Source organism: Acidovorax sp. YS12 (genome assembly GCA_021496925.1).
In the GTDB taxonomy this organism is placed as follows: Bacteria; Pseudomonadota; Gammaproteobacteria; order Burkholderiales; family Burkholderiaceae_C; genus Paenacidovorax.
The window spans coordinates 613,422-630,427 of record CP053915.1; the positions used below are offsets into that span (position 1 = coordinate 613,422).

Genomic DNA, 17,006 nt, shown 5'->3' on the forward strand with positions numbered 1-17,006 from the left:
CAAGGACGAAGACCAACCGGGGAGTGGTTCACGGCATGGGCGCGACGGCATCTTCTGCATTCAGATCCTGGATACCGGGCATCGTGGTGGCGCTGGTGGGCCTGGCGCTGACCCATGCGCTGGTGCAGCAGCAGCGCAGCGCCAGCGAGGCCATCGCCAGCGTGCGCTTCACCGAGGAGGTGCGCTCGTCGGCCAACGCCATCGAGCAGCGCATCGTCGCCTATACCGAGATCGTCTCGGGCATGCGCGACCTGTTCCTGGTGAACCCGGGCCTGGGCTACCGGGATTTCGAGCGCGTGGCAGCCGAGCGTGCGATACGCCAGCGCTACCCCGAGATCCGCAACCTCAACTTCTCCCGCTGGGTGCCCACGCAAGGGCTGCCCGCGTTCGCGCAGCGCCTGCGCGCCCAGGGACGCACGGGCGAGCGCGCCCAGCAGGAGATACTGCACCGGCTCACGGACGGCCCGGACCACTACGTCATCGAATACCTCTGGCCCTGGGAGGGCAACGAGCGCATCTGGGGGCTGGACATCGGCTCGCAGCCCGCCAACCTGGCGGCCGTGGTGGCAGGGCGGGCCACGGGGCAGGCCACGGTGTCGGCGCCGTTCGAGCTGCTGCAGGAGAAGGAGCAGCGCCTGGGCTTCATCCTGCGCCAGCCCCTCTTCGCGGCGGATGCGGGCGCGGGCTTCGTCGGCTCGGTGGGTGTTTCCGTGCGGGTCAGCGCCATGCTCGATGCCATTGCGTCGGCGGGCTTCTTCAACGGCGTGGCGCTGCGGCTCGAAGACGTGGGCAGCGTGGCCGGCAGCGCCGCGCCCGCGCTGGCGCTGCTGGGCCAGTTCGGCGCCTGGCCCGAGGCCTCGGCCGCGCGCGAGCTGCGCGTGCTGCAGGTGCATGACCGGCGCTGGCGCCTGACCTTCGTGCCCACGCGCTCCATGCTCTCGGGCGTGGAGCGCCAGTTGCCCTGGTGGATGGGCAGCGCGGGCGTGGCGCTGACGCTGCTGCTGGCCGTGCTGGCCAGCCTGCTGGTGCGCCAGCGCGCGCTGGCGCTGGGCGAGGCGCAATCCTCCAACGAGGCCCTGGAGCAGAGCGAGCAGCGCTTTCGCGCGGTGTTCAACCAGGCGGCGGTGGGCGTGTCGCTCACGCGCGTGGACACGGGCCAGATCCTGCGCGTGAACCAGCGCTACTGCGACATCATTGGCTACAGCGCCGAGGAACTGCTGCAGCGCGACGTGCACAGCCTGTCCCACCCCGACGACCACGCCGCCAACCTGGCGCAGCTCGCGCGCCTGAAGGCAGGCGACATCACCGCCTTCCACATGGAAAAGCGCCTGCTGCGCAAGGGCGGCGACACGGTCTGGGTCGATCTCACCGTCTCGCCCATCTGGCGGCCCGGCGAGGCGCCGGTCTACAACGTCAGCGTGATCCAGGACATCACCGGGCGCCGCCGCATGCAGGACCAGCTGCGCGAGAGCGAGCGCAACCTGCGCAACATCCTCGACCACCTGCCCGTGGGCGTGCTGCTGGTGCAGGGAGGCGAGCGCATCGTGTTCCGCAACCGCAGCTTCGTGCAGATCACCGGCTACACCGAGCAGGACGTGGGCGGCACGCAGCGCTGGTGGGAGCGCGCCTACCCCGACGCGCAGATGCGCGAGCGCACGCGCCGCCATTGGGACGCGCTGTGCGACACCGCGCGCCAGGGCGACGGCTGCATCCGCGCGGGCGAGTACGACATCACCTGCCGCGACGGGCAGTGCCGCACCGTGGACATCTCGGGCGTGCTGCTCGGGCCGGACCACCTGGTGTTCTTCGAGGACCTGAGCGAGCGCAAGGCCGCCGAGGAAGAGGCCACCTACCTGGCCTACTACGACCCCCTGACCGGCCTGCCCAACCGGCGCATGCTGCTCGACCAGGTGCGCCAGGCCATGGCGACGAGCGCGCAGTCGGGGCGCAGCGGCGCGCTGCTGATGCTCGACCTGGACCATTTCAAGACCATCAACGAAACGCGCGGCCACGACTGGGGCGACATGCTGCTGCGCCAGGTGGCCGAGCGCCTGCGCGCCTGCACGCACGAGGAACACACCGTGGCACGCCACGGCGACGATGAATTCGTGGTGGTGCTGGAGTCGCTGGCGGACAATGCCGCCGACGCCGCCGTGCAGGCGCAGGAGGTGGCGCAGCGCATCCAGGCGGCGCTGCGCGCGCCCTACATGCTCGGCGGCGAGCCCTGGCACGCCAGCGTGAGCATGGGCGCGGCCATCTTCCGCGGGCTGGGCGAGAGCGTGGACGACCTGCTCAAGCGCGCCGACGTCGCCATGTACCAGGCCAAGGCCGCCGGGCGCGACACGCTGCAGTTCTACGACCCGCGCATCCAGGCCGTGGTGCATGCCCGCGCCGCGCTGGAGCTGGACATGCGCGCGGGCCTGGAGCAGGGCCAGTTCGAGCTGTTCTACCAGGCGCAGATGGACCGCGGCCGCATCACCGGCTGCGAGTGCCTACTGCGCTGGCGCCACCCGCGCGACGGCTTCGTCTCGCCCGCTGCCTTCGTGCCGCTGGCCGAGGAAACCGGCCTGATCCTGCCGCTGGGCGAATGGGTGCTGCAGGCGGCCTGCCGCCAGCTCGCCGCCTGGGCGCGCCAGCCCGCGCTGGCGCACCTGACGCTGGCCGTCAACGTCAGCCCGCGCCAGTTCCACCAGGCGGCGTTCGTGTCGCAGGTGCTGGCGGCGCTGGCGGGCTCGGGCGCCGACGCGCGCCACCTCAAGCTGGAGCTGACCGAGGGGCTGCTGCTGCAGGACGTGGAGGACACCATCGCCAAGATGGCGCAGCTCAAGGGCTACGGCGTGGGCTTCTCGCTCGACGACTTCGGCACCGGCTACTCGTCGCTGTCGTACCTCAAGCGCCTGCCGCTGGACCAGCTCAAGATCGACCAGGGCTTCGTGCGCGACGTGCTCACCGACCCCAACGACGCCACCATCGCCCGCACCATCGTCGCGCTGGGCACCAGCCTGGGCCTGCACGTCATTGCCGAGGGCGTGGAGACCGAGGCGCAGCGCGAATTCCTCGCGCGCAGCGACTGCCACGCCTGGCAGGGCTACCTGCTGAGCCGCCCCGTGCCCGTGGCAGAGTTCGAGGCGCTGGTACTGCGCCAGCAGGCCGGCGGCCGAAACTCCTGAAAGCATAGCTGCCAGCGCTTGCCTGCAAAGGGCTGGAGCCGGATTTTTACCTGAATGTCAAAACCCGCGCTGGGCCGGTGCGCGCAGGGCGGTCACGGTATGATTCAGGGCTTTCCCGACCACGCGCCTCCTCCACCCCTACCTGCCCCGTGCGTCTCCAGTCCATCAAGCTCTCCGGCTTCAAGTCCTTCGCCGAGCCCACCAACTTCATGCTGCCCGGGCAGCTGGTGGGCGTGGTGGGGCCGAACGGCTGCGGCAAGTCCAACATCATGGACGCCGTGCGTTGGGTTCTGGGCGAGAGCAAGGCCAGCGAGCTGCGCGGCGAGAGCATGCAGGACGTGATCTTCAACGGCACCACCAGCCGCAAGCCCGCCAGCCGCGCCAGCGTGGAACTCACGTTCGACAACAGCGACCACCGCGCGGGCGGGCAGTGGAGCCAGTTCGGCGAGATCGCCGTCAAGCGCGTGCTCACGCGCGACGGCAACAGCAGCTACTACATCAACAACCAGCCGGTGCGCCGCCGCGACGTGCAGGACGTGTTCCTGGGCACGGGCCTCGGCCCGCGCGCCTACGCCATCATCGGCCAGGGCACCATCAGCCGCATCATCGAAAGCCGCCCCGAGGAACTGCGCCTGTTCCTGGAGGAAGCGGCCGGCGTCTCCAAGTACAAGGAGCGCCGCCGCGAGACGGAAAACCGCCTGTCCGACACGCGCGAGAACCTCACGCGCGTCGAAGACATCCTGCGCGAGCTGAACGCCAACCTGGATCGGCTCGAAAAACAGGCCGAGGTGGCCGCGCGCTACCACGGCCTGCAGCAGGACGTGACGCTCAAGCAGCACCAGCTCTGGTTCCTCAAGCGCGCCGATGCCGAGGAGGAACAGAACCGCGTGCGCACCGAGGGCCTGCAGGCCGTGAACGACCTGGAAGCGCGCATGGCCGAGCTGCGCCACGTCGAGGCCGATCTGGAGGCCATCCGCCAGGCCCACTACGCCGCGGGCGATGCCGTGAACCAGGCCCAGGGCCAGCTCTATGAGGCCACGGCCGAGGTCGGCAAGCTCGAAGCCGAGATCCGCTACGTGGTCGAAGGCCGCCAACGCGTGGAGCAGCGCCTGGCACAACTGGCCGAGCAGGCCGCGCAGTGGGCCACGCGCCGCGAGGAAGCCGCCGCCGAGATGGAAAACCTCGAAGGGGCGGGCATGGACGCCGAAGAGCAGGCCGAGATCCTTGCCGCGCAGGTGGAGGAACAGGCCGCGCGCCTGCCCGACCTGGAGGACGCGCTGCGCCAGGCGCAGTCGCGCGCCGCCGCGCAGCGCGCCGCCGTGGTGCAGGTGCAGCAGCAGATCCAGGTGCTGGCCGCCGAGCAGCGCAGCATCGACGAGCAGCGCCGCCAGCAGGAGGCGCGCCACGAGCGCCTGCGCGCCGACCGCAGCGCCCTGGCCGTGCCCGACGAGGCCCGCCTGGCCGATCTGCAGGAGCAGCTTGCCAATGCGCAGGAAGGCGCAGAAATGGCCGAGGCCGTGCTGTTCGAGCTGCAGGAATCCGTGCCCCAGCTCGACGAGGACCGCCGCGCGCGCCAGCAGGCCGTGAACCAGGAGAGCGCGCGCCAGGCCGACCTGTCCGCGCGCATGGAGGCGCTGAAGGCGCTGCAGGAAAAAGTGAAGGTCTCCGGCAAGCTCCAGCCCTGGCTGGCGCAGCACGGGCTGGACGGGCTGCCGGGCCTGTGGAGCCGCATCCACGTCGAGCAGGGCTGGGAGAACGCGCTCGAAGCCGCGCTGCGCGAGCGCATGGGCGCGCTCGAAGTCGGGCGGCTGGAGAGCGTGCGCGGGTTTCTCGGCAGTGGCGGGCACGGCGCGCCGCCCGCGCGCCTGGCCTTCTACAGCCTGCCGCCTGGCGACGGCACCGCAGAGCCGCCCGCATCGTGGCAACGCCTGTCGGCCCTGCTGCGCGTGAGCGACGGCGGCCTGCGGGCGCTGCTGGTGCAGTGGCTGCACGGCTGCTACACCGCCGCCACGCTGGATGAAGCGCTGGCCCAGCGCGCCAGCCTGCAGCCGGGCGAAACCATCTACGTGCCCAGCGGCCACGCCGTCGGGCCGCACAGCGTGGGCTTTTACGCGCAGGATTCCGAGCAGGCCGGGCTGCTGGCGCGCGCGCAGGAGATCGAGCACCTGGACAAGGAGCTGCGCGCCCAGGCGCTGATCTGCGACGAGGCGCGTACCGCGCTGGTGCGCGCCGAGAGCCAGTACGCCGACGCCGCGCAGCGCCTGGTGGCCGCGCGCCGCGAGGCCAGCGAGGCGCAGGCCCAGGCGCACGCCCTGCAGGTCGAAACCCTGCGCCTGGCGCAGCAGGCCGAGCAGATGCGCGCGCGCAGCCAGCAGATCGACGGCGACCTGGCCGAAGTCACGGCGCAGCTCGACGACCTGCAGGAGCGCAGCGTGGCCGCCGAGGCGCGCTTCGAGGAACTCGACATGCAGCTCGCCGACAGCCAGGAGCACGAGGCGCAATTGGGCGATGCCGTGATCGAGGCCGAGCGCCGGCTCGGCGAATGCCGCGAGCAGCAGCGCGCGCTGGAGCGCCAGGCGCAGGAGGCCACGTTCTCGCAGCGCAGCCTGCAGGCGCGCCGCGCCGAGCTGTCGCGCACCATCGAGACGGCGCAGCAGCAGGCGCGCGCCCTGCAGGATGAGGAGCAGCGCGCGCGCGAGGAGCAGTCGCGCCTGTCCGCGGCCGCCGCGCAGGGCGGCCTGGAAGACGCGCTGGCGCTGAAGCTGGCGCGCGAGAAGGCGCTGGGCGAATGCCGCAGCCAGTACGACGGCCTGACGGCGCAGCTGCGCGCCAGCGACGAACGGCGCATGCAGGCCGAGCGCACGCTGGACCCGCTGCGCCAGCGCATCACCGAATTCCAGCTCAAGGAGCAGGCCGCGCGCCTGGGCCTGGAGCAGTACAGCCAGTTGCTGGCCGACGCGCAGGCCGACCTGGCGGCAGTGGCGCAGTCCATCGCCGAGGGCAACGTGCGCCTGCACGGCCTGCAGGGCGAGATCGACCGGCTGCACCGCGAGATCCAGGCGCTGGGCGCGGTCAACCTCGCGGCGCTCGACGAACTCACGCTGGCGCGCGAGCGCAAGACCTTCCTCGACGCGCAGACCGAAGACCTGACGCTGGCCATGAACACGCTGGAGGCGGCGATCCAGAAGATCGACGCCGAGACGCGCGAGCTGCTCTCGGGCACCTTCGAGACCGTCAACGGCCACTTCGGCCGCATGTTCCCCGAGCTGTTCGGCGGCGGGCAGGCGCGGCTCATCATGACGGGCGACGAAATCCTTGACGCTGGCGTGCAGGTCATGGCCCAGCCGCCGGGCAAGAAGAACCAGACCATCCACCTGCTCTCGGGCGGCGAGAAGGCACTCACCGCCATCGCGCTGGTGTTCGCCATCTTCCAGCTCAACCCGGCGCCGTTCTGCCTGCTCGACGAGGTGGACGCGCCGCTGGACGACGCCAACACCGAGCGCTACGCCAAGCTGGTGTCGGCCATGAGCCGCGGCACGCAGTTCCTGTTCATCAGCCACAACAAGATCGCCATGGAAATGGCCCAGCAGCTCATCGGCGTGACCATGCAGGAGCAGGGCGTGTCGCGCATCGTGGCGGTGGACATGGAGTCGGCCCTTTCCATGGCGGAGCTATGAGGCCCGGCGTGCGCCGCACCACTACAGAGAACCACTTCCTATGAGTACCTTGCAACTCAGCCTGGCCATCATCGGCGGCATCGTGCTGGCGGTCGTCGTGGCCTACAACGCCTGGAACAACCACCGCAACACGCCCCGGCGCGCGCAGCCTGAAAGCCGCGAGGGCCGGGACGGGCATGCGCCGGCGCTAGCGCCCGAGCCGGCGCTGCGCCAGGAGCCGTCGTTCGACGGCGCCGTGGCGCCCGCGCCCATGGCGCTGGACGAGCCGGGCCTGGATGGCGCCGATGCCGAGGTGCTGGCGCAGCAGCACGTGCCGACGGTGGACGCGCACGATGCGCTGCACATTCCCGCTCCGGCGCCGGCGCACGAGCGCCGCCTGCAGCTCGACCCGCTGATCGACGCCATGGCTTCGCTGCTGGTCGAGAGCCTGGTCTCGGGCGACGCCGCGCTGGCCGCCGTGCCGCCCACGCGCCGCGCGGGCAGCAAGCCCTTCGGCATCGAGGGCTTCAACGCCACCACCAAGCTGTGGGAGCCGCCGCAGCCGGGCCAGCGCTACATGGCCTTTCAGGCCGGGGTGCAGCTGGCCAACCGCACGGGCGCGCTGAGCCAGATCGAGTTCTCCGAATTCGTCGGCAAGGCCCAGGCCTTCTGCGACGCGGTGAATGCCGCGCCCGAGTTCCCCGACATGCCGCACGAGATCGCCCGCGCGCGCGAGCTGGACCAGTTCGCCAGCGAGCACGACGCGCAACTGTCCTTCGTGCTGCGCGCGCGCCAGGCCGCCTGGAGCCCGGGCTACGTGCAGCAGTGCGCCGCGCGCCTGGGCTTCGTGCCCGGCCCCATCGCCGGGCGCCTGGTGCTGCCCAGCTCCACCCCCGGCCAGGCGCCGCTGCTGCACCTGGCCTGCGACCAGCACGCCGCCCTGTCCGACGACCCGGACCAGGCCGCCGTGCGCGACCTGGCGTTGAGCCTGGACGTGCCCCAGGTGCCACGCGGCGAGCAGCCCTTCGCGCGCCTGCGCGAAGTGGCCACGGCGCTGTGCCAGGCCATGGACGGCGTGCTGTGCGACCAGGATGGCAACCCGCTGCCCGCCATGGCCATGGACGCCATCGCCGCCGACCTGGAGCAGCTCTACGACGTGCTCGACCAGCGCGAGCTGTCCGCCGGCTCGGCGCTGGCGCGGCGGCTGTTCAGCTGAGCAGGCGGCCAGCCATGATCGACCTGCAGGCCCAGGGGCTGCGCCCCTTCGTCCCCGCGCGGGATTTCGCGCTGTCCCAGGACTTCTACACCGCCCTCGGCTGCACGCTCGAATGGGCCGACGACCGCCTGGCGCTGTTCAACCTGGGCGGTTCGCGCTTCTACCTGCAGGGCCACTACGTGCGGGAATGGGCGGAAAACTGCATGCTGCACATCGCCGTACAGGATGCCGCGCAATGCTTCGCCGACATCTCGGCGCTGACCGCGTCGGGGCGCTTTCCCGGCGCCAGGGTGGCAGCGCCGCGGCGCGAGCCCTACGGCGCCTGGGTCACTTACGTGTGGGACCCGTGCGGCGTGCTGCTGCATCTGGCCCAGTGGGACTGAGCATGGCTGAACAATCCGACCTTTTTTCGGCGCCAGCGCCCGCGGCGCCTGCGCTGGTAGCTACGAAAGTAGAAGCATTGCGTGCCCAGCTCAACGCCTGGGCGCACCAGTACTACGTGCAGGACGCGCCCAGCGTGCCCGACGCCGAGTACGACCGCGCGTTCCAGCAACTGCAGGCGCTCGAAGGCGCGTACCCCGGCCTGGTCACGCCTGACTCGCCCACGCAGCGCGTGATCGGCGCGGTGATGGACGGGCTCACGCCCGTGCGCCACCGCGTGCCCATGCTCTCCATCCGCACCGAAACCGACACCGAGGCCACGGGCGCCGAAGCGTTCGACGCGCGCATCCGGCGCGAGCTGAAGCTGGCACCAGAAGAGCCGCCCGTCGAATACGTGGCCGAGCCCAAGTTCGACGGCCTGGCGATGAGCCTGCGCTACGAGGCCGGCCGCCTGGTGCAGGCCGCCACGCGCGGCGACGGCGAGGTGGGCGAGGACGTGACGCACAACATCCGCACCATCCGGCAGATTCCGCTGGCGCTGGCGGATGCCCCGCCCGTGCTGGAGGTACGCGGCGAGGTCTACATGCGCCGCGCGGACTTCGACGCGCTCAACGAGCGCCAGCGCGAGCAGGGCGGCAAGACCTTCGTCAACCCGCGCAATGCCGCCGCCGGTGCCGTGCGCCAGCTCGATTCGGGCATCGCCGCGCAGCGGCCGCTGTCGTTCTTCGCCTACGGGCTGGGCGAGGTGGAAGGGGCGGAATTCGCCACGCACTTCGAGGTGCTGGAAAAGCTCAAGGCATGGGGTTTTCCGGTCGCAGCCCAGGCGAGTATTGCGCAAGGCGCTCCTGAACTAATAGCATTCCACCAGCGCATCGGCGCGCAGCGCGACCAGTTGCCGTATGACATCGACGGCGTGGTCTACAAGGTGAACAGCCTGGCGCTGCAGAAACAGCTCGGCTTCGTGACGCGCGAGCCGCGCTGGGCCGTGGCGCACAAGTACCCGGCGCAGGAGATGATGACGCGCGCCCTGGGCATCGACGTGCAGGTGGGCCGCACGGGCAAGCTCACGCCCGTGGCGCGGCTCGCGCCCGTGTTCGTGGGCGGTGTCACCGTCACCAACGCCACGCTGCACAACCTGTTCGAGCTGCGCCGCAAGAAGGTGCGCGTGGGCGACCAGGTGATCGTGCGCCGCGCGGGCGACGTGATTCCCGAGGTGGTGGGCGTGGTGCCCGCGCCGCGCGAAGCGTATGTGCCGAACTTCCGCATGCCCGCGCAGTGCCCGATCTGTGGCAGCGCCGTGGTGCGCGAGCCGGGCGAGGTCAACCACCGCTGCTCGGGCGGCCTGTTCTGCCCCGCGCAGCGCAAGCAGGCGGTGCTGCACTTCGCCCAGCGCCGCGCGATGGACGTGGAGGGCCTGGGCGAGAAGCTGGTCGATCAGCTCATCGACGGCGACGTGATCCGCACGCTGCCCGACCTGTTCCGGCTCGGCCTGCCCGCGCTGGCGGGGCTGGACCGCATGGCGGAGAAGTCGGCGCAGAACGTGCTCGACGCGCTGGAGCAGTCCAAGCGCACCACGCTGCCGCGCTTCCTGTTCGGGCTGGGCATCCGCCACGTGGGCGAGGCCACGGCCAAGGACCTGGCGCGCCACTTCGGCGCGCTCGACGCCATCATGGATGCCAGCGTCGACCAGCTCCTGCAGGTGAACGACGTGGGCCCCGTGGTGGCGCAGAGCATCCACACCTTCTTCGCCCAGCCGCACAACCGCGAGGTGGTGGCGCAGCTGCGCGCCTGCGGCGTGGCCTGGGAGGAGGGCGCGCCCGTCGAGGGCGCCACACTGCCGCTGGCGGGCAAGACCATCGTGCTGACCGGCACGCTGCCCACCCTGGGCCGCGACGAGGCCAAGGACCTGCTCGAAGCCGCGGGCGCCAAGGTGGCCGGCTCGGTCAGCAAAAAAACCTATTGCGTGGTGGCCGGGGCCGAGGCCGGCAGCAAGCTGGACAAGGCGCAGGCCCTGGGCATTCCCGTGCTGGACGAGGACGGCCTGCGCGCGCTGCTGCAGGGGCAGTTGCCGGGCGGTGCGGCGTCCTCCTGATTTGATAGCTGCTGGCGCTTGCCCAGCAAGGATTTGCGGCCTTTTTAGTGCTTGTGGCCGTGTGCGTCGTGCGGCGCGGCGGCGGGGGTATTCAGCGCGCGCGCCGGGGCCTGTACGTTGACCGTGCTGCGCTGGCCATCCTTGTCCTCGAACACCAGGGCCAGCGGGATGTTGTCGCCCGCCTTGACCTGCTGCTGCAGGTTGAGCAGCATGATGTGGTAGCCACCCGGCTTCAGATCGACGGGCTTGCCCGCGGGCACTTCGACAGCGGGAACCTCGCGCATTTTCATCACGTTGTCCTGCATCAGCATCTCGTGCACCTCCACCGTGGCGGTGAGCGGGGACGATGCGCCGACGAGCTTGGTGTCCTGTGCCGACTCCAGGCGCATGAAGGCGCCGGTGGCCTTCTGCTGCGCCACGGTGGCGCGGACCCAGGCGTCCTTGACGGTGACCTGGGCCTGGGCGGCACCGGCGGCGGCCATGGCGGCGGCCAGGGTGAGGGTGCGGATCAGATGCTTCATGGTGTTGCCTTTGCAAAAAGAAATGGAAAGGGAGAGGGCGGGGCGGCGCGTCATTCGATGTCGATGCAGTGCACGCCGAACTGGCCCGCGCGGCGGTCGGCGAAGTAGCGCAGCAGCGTTTCGCGCACGGTGCGGAAGGCCAGTTCGTCCCAGGGCACCTCTTCCTCGGTGAACAGGCGCGCCTCCATGGTTTCATAGCCCGGCGCGAACTGGTCGCTCAGCAGCGTGGCGCGGTAGAACAGGTGCACTTGCCCCACGCGCGGCACGTTCAGCAGCGAGAACAGCGGCCCCAGCGTGAACTGGGCGCCGGCTTCTTCCACGGTTTCCCGGGCCGCGCCCTGGGAACTGGTTTCGTGCAGTTCCATGAACCCTGCCGGCAGCGTCCACTTGCCCTTGCGGGGCTCGATGTTGCGCTTGCACAGCAGCACCTTGCCGTCCAGCACGGGCACGGTGCCCACCACGTTGAGCGGGTTCTCGTAGTGGATGGTGTGGCAGGCCGGGCAGACGGCGCGCTCGCGGGTGTCGCCGTCGTCGGGAATGCGGTATGCGACGGCGCTGCCGCAGGTGCGGCAATGCCGGATGGTGCGTTGGAACATCATGGGTGGATTGTGCCGTTGTACGATGCTGCGTTTTGCAAACGGTGAAGCAAGGAGCGTTGGCTGTGATGGCTTTGGGAATGCCGGTGCGGTGGGTGCGCGCCATGGCCGTGCTGGCCCTGTGCGGAGCCGTGGCGGGGTGCTTCCAGCGCCAGGCGGCGCCGCTGGTGCGTTTCGAGCCCGAGGCCTTCAGCGCCGCGGCGGGCTTTTCGCGCTTCTACGAGACCTCGCCCGCCCTGGCCTGCGAGGCCGCGCGCCGCACGCTGCTCAGCCAGGGCTATGTGATCGGCAGCGCCAGCGACGAGCAGGTCACGGGACGCAAGTTCTTCCAGCCCAACGCCGAAACCCATGTTCCGCTGGAAATGCGCGTGGTGTGCGCCACCGAGGCGGGCGACGCGGCCGTGGTCTTCGCCGTGGCGGTGCAGGAGCTGCATGCCGTGCGCAAGGCCAACCATTCGGCCTCGCTCGGCGTGGGTGGATTGGGCTCGCTGTCGCTGCCGGTGGAGGGCAGCAACGACGGCATGGTCAAGGTCGGCACGCAGACGGTTTCCGACCCGCATTTCTATCGCAGCTTCTTCGACCTGCTGGGCGAGCACCTGGCGCAGTGATCAGACGATCTGCAAACGGAGGCTGCCCAGGCCGTCGATGCCGCCTTCGAGCAGGTCGCCGCGCTGTACGGCGCCCACGCCTTCGGGCGTGCCGGTGAAGACCAGGTCGCCCGGCTGCAGCTCCCAGGCGCTGGAGAGCTGCTCCAGCGTCTCGCCGATGTTCCAGATCAGCCGGTCGATGCGGCTGTGCTGGCGCTCCTGGCCGTTGACCTGCAGCCAGATCGCGGCGCTGGCGATGTCGCCGGCCTGCGCCGCAGGCGTGATGGGCCCGATGGGGGCGCTGTGCTCGAAGCCCTTGCCGATGCACCAGGGGCGGCCCTGCTTCTTCATGTCGTTCTGCAGGTCGCGGCGCGTCATGTCCAGGCCCACGGCGTAGCCGTAGATGTGGCGGGCCGCGTCGCGGGCGGCGATGCGGCTGCCGCCCACGCCGATGGCGACGACCAGCTCGATCTCATGGTGCAGGTTGCCCGTCAGGCTGGGGTAGGGCATCCGGCCGGTGCCGCCGGAGGGTACGGGAACGACCGTATCGGCAGGCTTGAGAAAGAAGAACGGCGGCTCGCGGCCGGTGAAGCCCATTTCCTGGGCGTGCTCGGCGTAGTTGCGGCCGACGCAGTAGATGCGGTGCACCGGAAAGCGGTCTGGCGTGCCCAGCACGGGCACGCTGGCTTGCGGGGGAGGGGCGATCACGTAGGACATGGCGGCACCAGGGCAAAAACCCGCAGTTTGCCATGCGCACAGCCCGCCGCAGGCCGCGCTGCGGGCAGCGCATCCCTGGGGCTACACTGCCGCCATGACACGAGGCTACGACTTCCGGCAGGCGCCGGGCCATCTGGTGCGGCGCGCACACCAGCGTTCCGTGGCGATATTCGCCGAGGAGATGGGGCGCTTCGACGTCACGCCGGTGCAGTTCGCCATCCTCATGACGCTGATGGACAAGCCGGGGGTGGACCAGGTGACGCTGGCAGCCCACGTGGCGCTCGACGCCGCCACCTCCGGCTCGGCCATTGGCCGCCTGGAGGCGCGCGGCTGGCTGCGGCGGGAGTGCGACCCGCGCGACCGGCGCCGCAAGCTGCTGTGGATCACCCCCGAAGGCGCGCAGGCCGGGGCCGAGATGGCGCTGGCGGCGCCGCGCATCCAGGAGCGCCTGGTGGCGCCGCTGGCGCCCGAGGAGCGCGCGCAGCTGAGCCTGCTGCTGTCCAAGCTCGAAGAGGGTACGCCATGAGGCTCTACAGCTACTTCCGCTCCTCGGCCGCGTACCGCGTGCGCATCGCGCTGCAGCTCAAGGGGCTCGATTACACCTACGTTCCCGTGCACCTGGTGCGAGGGGAGCACCTGCAGGCCGCGCATGCGCAGCGCCAGGGCGACGCGCTCGTGCCCCAGTTGCAGACCGGCGACGGGCACGTGCTGGGCCAGTCCATGGCCATCATCGAATACCTGGAGGAAGCCTACCCCGAGACTCCCCGGCTGCTGCCCGCCAGCGCCGTGGCGCGCGCGCGCGTCCGGGGCCTGGCGCAGATGGTGGCCTGCGAAATCCACCCGCTCAATAACCTGCGCGTGCTCAAGTACCTGGTGCACGGCATGCACGCCAGCGAGGAGGCCAAGACCGCCTGGTACCACCATTGGGTGCGCGGCGGCCTGGAGGCCTTCGAGCGCCAGCTCGCGCTGCTGGCCGGGGAGCGCGCGCATGAAGGCCTGGCGCCTTCGCGCTACTGCTGGGGCGACGCGCCCACGCTGGCCGACTGCTGCCTCGTGCCGCAGCTCTTCAATGCCCAGCGCTTCGAGGTGCGCCTGGACGGCCTGCCGCTGACGATGGGCGTGCATGCCGCGTGCATGCAGCTGCCCGCCTTCCAGCGGGCGCAGCCTTCGGCCTGCCCGGACAGCGAAGCCTGATGCACCCCGGCTGGATCGTTCCCGACTGGCCCGCGCCCGCCGGCGTGCATGCGCTGTGCACCACGCGCGCCGGCGGCGCCAGCGCCGCGCCCTACGACAGCCTGAACCTGGGCGACCACGTGGGCGATGCGCCCGGGGCCGTCGCGGCCAACCGCGGGACCCTGCAGCAGGCCCTGGAGCGGCAAAGCCCTGGCGCGCGCGCGGTGTTCCTGCGGCAGGTGCATGGCGTGCAATGCCTGCATCTCGGGGCATCGACCCCCGACGGCGCGCCTGCCGATGCCTGCGTCAGCAACGCGCCGGGCCGCGTGTGCACCATCATGGTGGCCGACTGCCTGCCGGTGCTGCTGGCGCACCGTGGCGGCGGCGTGGTGGCGGCGGCGCATGCGGGCTGGCGTGGCCTAGCGGGTGCTGCGGGGCAGGGGGTGCTGGAATCCGTTTTCAAGGAATTTTCGGCCTTGGCCCTTGCTGGGCAAGCGCTAGCAGCTCCTGAAACCATAGCGCGCGACACGCTCGCCTGGCTGGGGCCGTGCATCGGGCCGCAGGCGTTCGAGGTGGGGGGCGAGGTGCGTGCGGCCTTCTGCGACCATGACCCGGGTGCGCAGGCGCATTTCAGCGCGCAGGCCGGGGGCAAGTTCCTGGCGGATCTGCCCGCCCTGGCGCGGCGGCGGCTGGCCGCGCTGGGCATTGCCGCCATCCATGGCAACGACGGCAGCGCGCCATGGTGCACGGTGGCGAACCCGTCAAGGTTCTTTTCGCACCGGCGCGACGGTGCCGCCCTCGGCGGCAGCGGGCGCTTCGCCGCCTGCGTCTGGATCGCCTGACGCCTGCGCGGCCTGCCACGCCTGCTGCTCGGCCTGGCGGCGCGCCTGCAGGGCCCGCTTGCGCCCCGGGGTGCCCAGGATGTAGGCGACGATGGCCATGGGCAGCAGCCCGTACAGCACGAAGGTGACGATGGCGCCCAGCACGCTGCCGGTGCTGCTGGTGGCCTCCGCCAGCGCCATCATCAGCGTGACGTACAGCCATGCAATGATGACGAGGTACATGGGAAAACGTGAAAAAGCGGCAAATGGGCGACTAGATTGCGATGCAATCGTTGCTTTTGCCATTCGCGCTGGGCAACAATGGGAAAACCATCAAGGCATTCCACACAAAGAGACCGAGGCATGAATTCTGAAGCAATCTGGGCCGAAGGCGCCCAGCAATTCCAGCAAATGTTCGCCAATGGCTGGACCCAGGCCCTGGAATCTTTCCAGAAAATGGATTTGGGCAATGCCAAGGCCCCCATGCCCCTGCGCCTCGCGCCGGAGAAATTGCAGGCGCTGCAGGCCCAGTACCTGCAGGAAGCCACCGATCTCTGGCAAAGGGGGCTGCAGCAGGGCCCTTCGGCGGCGGGGGACAAGCGGTTTTCCGGCGAAGGCTGGGCGCAAAATCCGGTCGCGGCATTTTCGGCCGCGGCCTATTTGCTCAATGCGCGCACGCTGATGCAGTTGGCCGAAGCGGTCGAGGCGGACGAAAAAACCCGCGCGCGCATCCGTTTCGGCGTCGAGCAATGGATGGCGGCCATGGCGCCGAGCAATTTCCTCGCGTTCAATCCCGATGCGCAGAAAAAAGCCCTGGAAACGCAGGGCGAGAGCATTGCCAAGGGCATTGCCAATCTGCTGCACGACCTGCGCCAGGGCCATGTGTCGATGACCGACGAGAGCCTGTTCGAGGTGGGGCGCAACGTCGCCACCACCGAGGGCTCGGTGGTGTTCGAGAACGACCTGTTCCAGCTCATCGAATACAAGCCGCTCACGGCCAAGGTGTACGAGCGGCCCTTCCTGATGGTGCCGCCGTGCATCAACAAGTTCTACATCCTCGACCTGCAGCCCGAGAACTCCCTGGTGCGCTATGCGGTCGAGCAGGGCCATCGCACCTTCGTGGTGAGCTGGCGCAACCCCGATGCATCGCTGGGCCACAAGACCTGGGACGACTACATCGACGAGGCCGTGCTCACGGCCATCGCCACGGTGCAGAAGATCGCCGGGGCCGAGCAGATCAACGCCCTGGGCTTCTGCGTCGGCGGCACCATGCTGGCCAACGCCCTGGCCGTGCTGGCGGCGCGCGGCGAGGCGCCGGTGGCCAGCGCCACCTTCCTGACCACGCTGATCGATTTCGCCGACACCGGCATCCTTGACCTGTTCATCGACGAGGCCTTCGTGCGCTTCCGCGAGATGCAGATGGGGCAGGGCGGGATGATGAAGGGGCAGGATCTGGCCTCCACCTTCAGCTTCCTGCGGCCCAACGACCTGGTGTGGAACTACGTGGTGGGCAACTATCTCAAGGGCGAGACGCCGCCGCCGTTCGACCTGCTGTACTGGAACAGCGACAGCACCAACCTGCCCGGCCCCTACTACGCCTGGTACCTGCGCAACTTCTACCTGGAAAACAAGCTGGTGCAGCCGGGCGCCCTCACGGTGTGTGGCGAGAAGATCGACCTGGGCCGCGTGGATCTGCCGACCTACATCTACGGCTCGCGCGAGGACCATATCGTCCCCATCACCGCCGCCTATGCCTCGACCCAGGCGCTGCCGGGCGACAAGCGCTTCGTCATGGGGGCGTCGGGCCACATCGCGGGCGTCATCAACCCGCCCGCCAAGGGCAAGCGCAGCCACTGGATCCGTGCCGACGGGCAGTTGCCGCCGACGCTGGACGAATGGCTGGCGGGTGCCACCGAGCACAAGGGCAGCTGGTGGTCCGACTGGGCCGCCTGGCTGCAGGGCCATGCCGGCAAGCAGATCGCCGCGCCCAAGGCCTATGGCAAGGCGCCGCGCTTCAAGGCCATCGAGCCAGCACCGGGCCGCTACGTGAAGCAGAAGGCCTGATATTCCCTTGCT

At 70.1% G+C, this 17,006-nt stretch carries 14 protein-coding genes; 10 read left to right on the forward strand and 4 right to left on the reverse strand.

Translation table 11 applies throughout. The features are described 5' to 3' along the window. Positions 1-35 precede the first annotated feature (35 nt). The 5 genes from YS110_02935 (at position 36) to ligA (ending at position 10,515) form a co-directional block, all read left to right on the forward strand. Positions 36-3,170 (forward strand): EAL domain-containing protein, encoded by a 3,135-nt coding sequence (locus tag YS110_02935; GenBank protein ID UJB63792.1) that lies wholly within the window; start codon positions 36-38, stop codon positions 3,168-3,170. Between the two features lie 149 nt (positions 3,171-3,319). Then, the gene (gene smc / locus YS110_02940; protein ID UJB63793.1) at positions 3,320-6,847 is read left to right on the forward strand and encodes a chromosome segregation protein SMC; all 3,528 of its coding nucleotides are present in this window, start codon (positions 3,320-3,322) and stop codon (positions 6,845-6,847) included. A 40-nt stretch (positions 6,848-6,887) separates the two neighbouring features. Then, positions 6,888-8,042, forward strand: coding sequence for a cell division protein FtsZ (locus YS110_02945; protein UJB63794.1), 1,155 nt, complete (start codon positions 6,888-6,890; stop codon positions 8,040-8,042). A 14-nt stretch (positions 8,043-8,056) separates the two neighbouring features. After that, complete coding sequence (locus tag YS110_02950; GenBank protein ID UJB63795.1) at positions 8,057-8,425, forward strand: hypothetical protein; 369 nt, start codon at positions 8,057-8,059, stop codon at positions 8,423-8,425. Positions 8,426-8,427: 2 nt separating this feature from the next. Next, positions 8,428-10,515, forward strand: coding sequence for an NAD-dependent DNA ligase LigA (ligA, locus tag YS110_02955; protein UJB63796.1), 2,088 nt, complete (start codon positions 8,428-8,430; stop codon positions 10,513-10,515). 44 nt (positions 10,516-10,559) lie between these two features. Here the strand turns inward: ligA and YS110_02960 are convergent, their stop codons facing one another. Continuing rightward, positions 10,560-11,036, reverse strand: a complete 477-nt coding sequence (locus tag YS110_02960; GenBank protein UJB63797.1) for a copper chaperone PCu(A)C — start codon at positions 11,034-11,036, stop codon at positions 10,560-10,562. Positions 11,037-11,086: 50 nt separating this feature from the next. Continuing rightward, positions 11,087-11,635, reverse strand: coding sequence for an NUDIX hydrolase (locus tag YS110_02965; GenBank protein UJB63798.1), 549 nt, complete (start codon positions 11,633-11,635; stop codon positions 11,087-11,089). A gap of 65 nt (positions 11,636-11,700) precedes the next feature. Here YS110_02965 and YS110_02970 point away from each other — a divergent pair, with 65 nt between their 5' ends. Beyond that, positions 11,701-12,240: a DUF2242 domain-containing protein gene (locus YS110_02970; protein UJB63799.1), complete on the forward strand. Its 540-nt coding sequence runs from the start codon at positions 11,701-11,703 to the stop codon at positions 12,238-12,240. Here the strand turns inward: YS110_02970 and YS110_02975 are convergent, their stop codons facing one another. Further along, the gene (locus tag YS110_02975) at positions 12,241-12,936 is read right to left on the reverse strand and encodes a fumarylacetoacetate hydrolase family protein (protein ID UJB63800.1); all 696 of its coding nucleotides are present in this window, start codon (positions 12,934-12,936) and stop codon (positions 12,241-12,243) included. Between the two features lie 94 nt (positions 12,937-13,030). Here YS110_02975 and YS110_02980 point away from each other — a divergent pair, with 94 nt between their 5' ends. Genes YS110_02980 through pgeF form a run of 3 tightly spaced genes read left to right on the forward strand, consistent with a single transcriptional unit; the run spans position 13,031 to position 14,951 of the window. Continuing rightward, entirely contained in the window at positions 13,031-13,462 is a 432-nt protein-coding gene (locus YS110_02980; GenBank protein ID UJB63801.1) for a MarR family transcriptional regulator, read from the forward strand. Continuing rightward, positions 13,459-14,130, forward strand: coding sequence for a maleylacetoacetate isomerase (gene maiA / locus YS110_02985; protein ID UJB63802.1), 672 nt, complete (start codon positions 13,459-13,461; stop codon positions 14,128-14,130). The genes YS110_02980 and maiA overlap by 4 nt, the downstream gene beginning before the upstream one ends. Beyond that, on the forward strand, positions 14,130-14,951 hold the full coding sequence (gene pgeF / locus YS110_02990; GenBank protein ID UJB63803.1) for a peptidoglycan editing factor PgeF: 822 nt from the start codon (positions 14,130-14,132) through the stop codon (positions 14,949-14,951). Before maiA ends, pgeF begins: the two co-directional genes overlap by 1 nt. On the opposite strand, the gene YS110_02995 is transcribed toward pgeF, so the two are convergent. Further along, entirely contained in the window at positions 14,871-15,173 is a 303-nt protein-coding gene (locus YS110_02995) for a hypothetical protein (protein ID UJB63804.1), read from the reverse strand. The two genes, pgeF and YS110_02995, sit on opposite strands and share 81 nt — an antisense overlap. A gap of 120 nt (positions 15,174-15,293) precedes the next feature. On the opposite strand from YS110_02995, the gene phaC reads away from it, so the two are divergent. Continuing rightward, entirely contained in the window at positions 15,294-16,994 is a 1,701-nt protein-coding gene (gene phaC / locus YS110_03000) for a class I poly(R)-hydroxyalkanoic acid synthase (protein ID UJB63805.1), read from the forward strand. Positions 16,995-17,006: the final 12 nt, after the last annotated feature.

Coding starts and splice junctions, on each gene's coding strand:
- YS110_02965 (UJB63798.1), bottom strand. CDS start 11,635: ATGATGTTCCAACGCACCATCCGGCATTGCCGCACCTGCGGCAGCGCC.
- YS110_02935 (UJB63792.1), top strand. CDS start 36: ATGGGCGCGACGGCATCTTCTGCATTCAGATCCTGGATACCGGGCATC.
- YS110_02975 (UJB63800.1), bottom strand. CDS start 12,936: ATGTCCTACGTGATCGCCCCTCCCCCGCAAGCCAGCGTGCCCGTGCTG.
- YS110_02970 (UJB63799.1), top strand. CDS start 11,701: ATGGCTTTGGGAATGCCGGTGCGGTGGGTGCGCGCCATGGCCGTGCTG.
- YS110_02945 (UJB63794.1), top strand. CDS start 6,888: ATGAGTACCTTGCAACTCAGCCTGGCCATCATCGGCGGCATCGTGCTG.
- YS110_02950 (UJB63795.1), top strand. CDS start 8,057: ATGATCGACCTGCAGGCCCAGGGGCTGCGCCCCTTCGTCCCCGCGCGG.
- phaC (UJB63805.1), top strand. CDS start 15,294: ATGAATTCTGAAGCAATCTGGGCCGAAGGCGCCCAGCAATTCCAGCAA.
- YS110_02995 (UJB63804.1), bottom strand. CDS start 15,173: ATGTACCTCGTCATCATTGCATGGCTGTACGTCACGCTGATGATGGCG.
- YS110_02960 (UJB63797.1), bottom strand. CDS start 11,036: ATGAAGCATCTGATCCGCACCCTCACCCTGGCCGCCGCCATGGCCGCC.
- pgeF (UJB63803.1), top strand. CDS start 14,130: ATGCACCCCGGCTGGATCGTTCCCGACTGGCCCGCGCCCGCCGGCGTG.
- maiA (UJB63802.1), top strand. CDS start 13,459: ATGAGGCTCTACAGCTACTTCCGCTCCTCGGCCGCGTACCGCGTGCGC.
- YS110_02980 (UJB63801.1), top strand. CDS start 13,031: ATGACACGAGGCTACGACTTCCGGCAGGCGCCGGGCCATCTGGTGCGG.
- ligA (UJB63796.1), top strand. CDS start 8,428: ATGGCTGAACAATCCGACCTTTTTTCGGCGCCAGCGCCCGCGGCGCCT.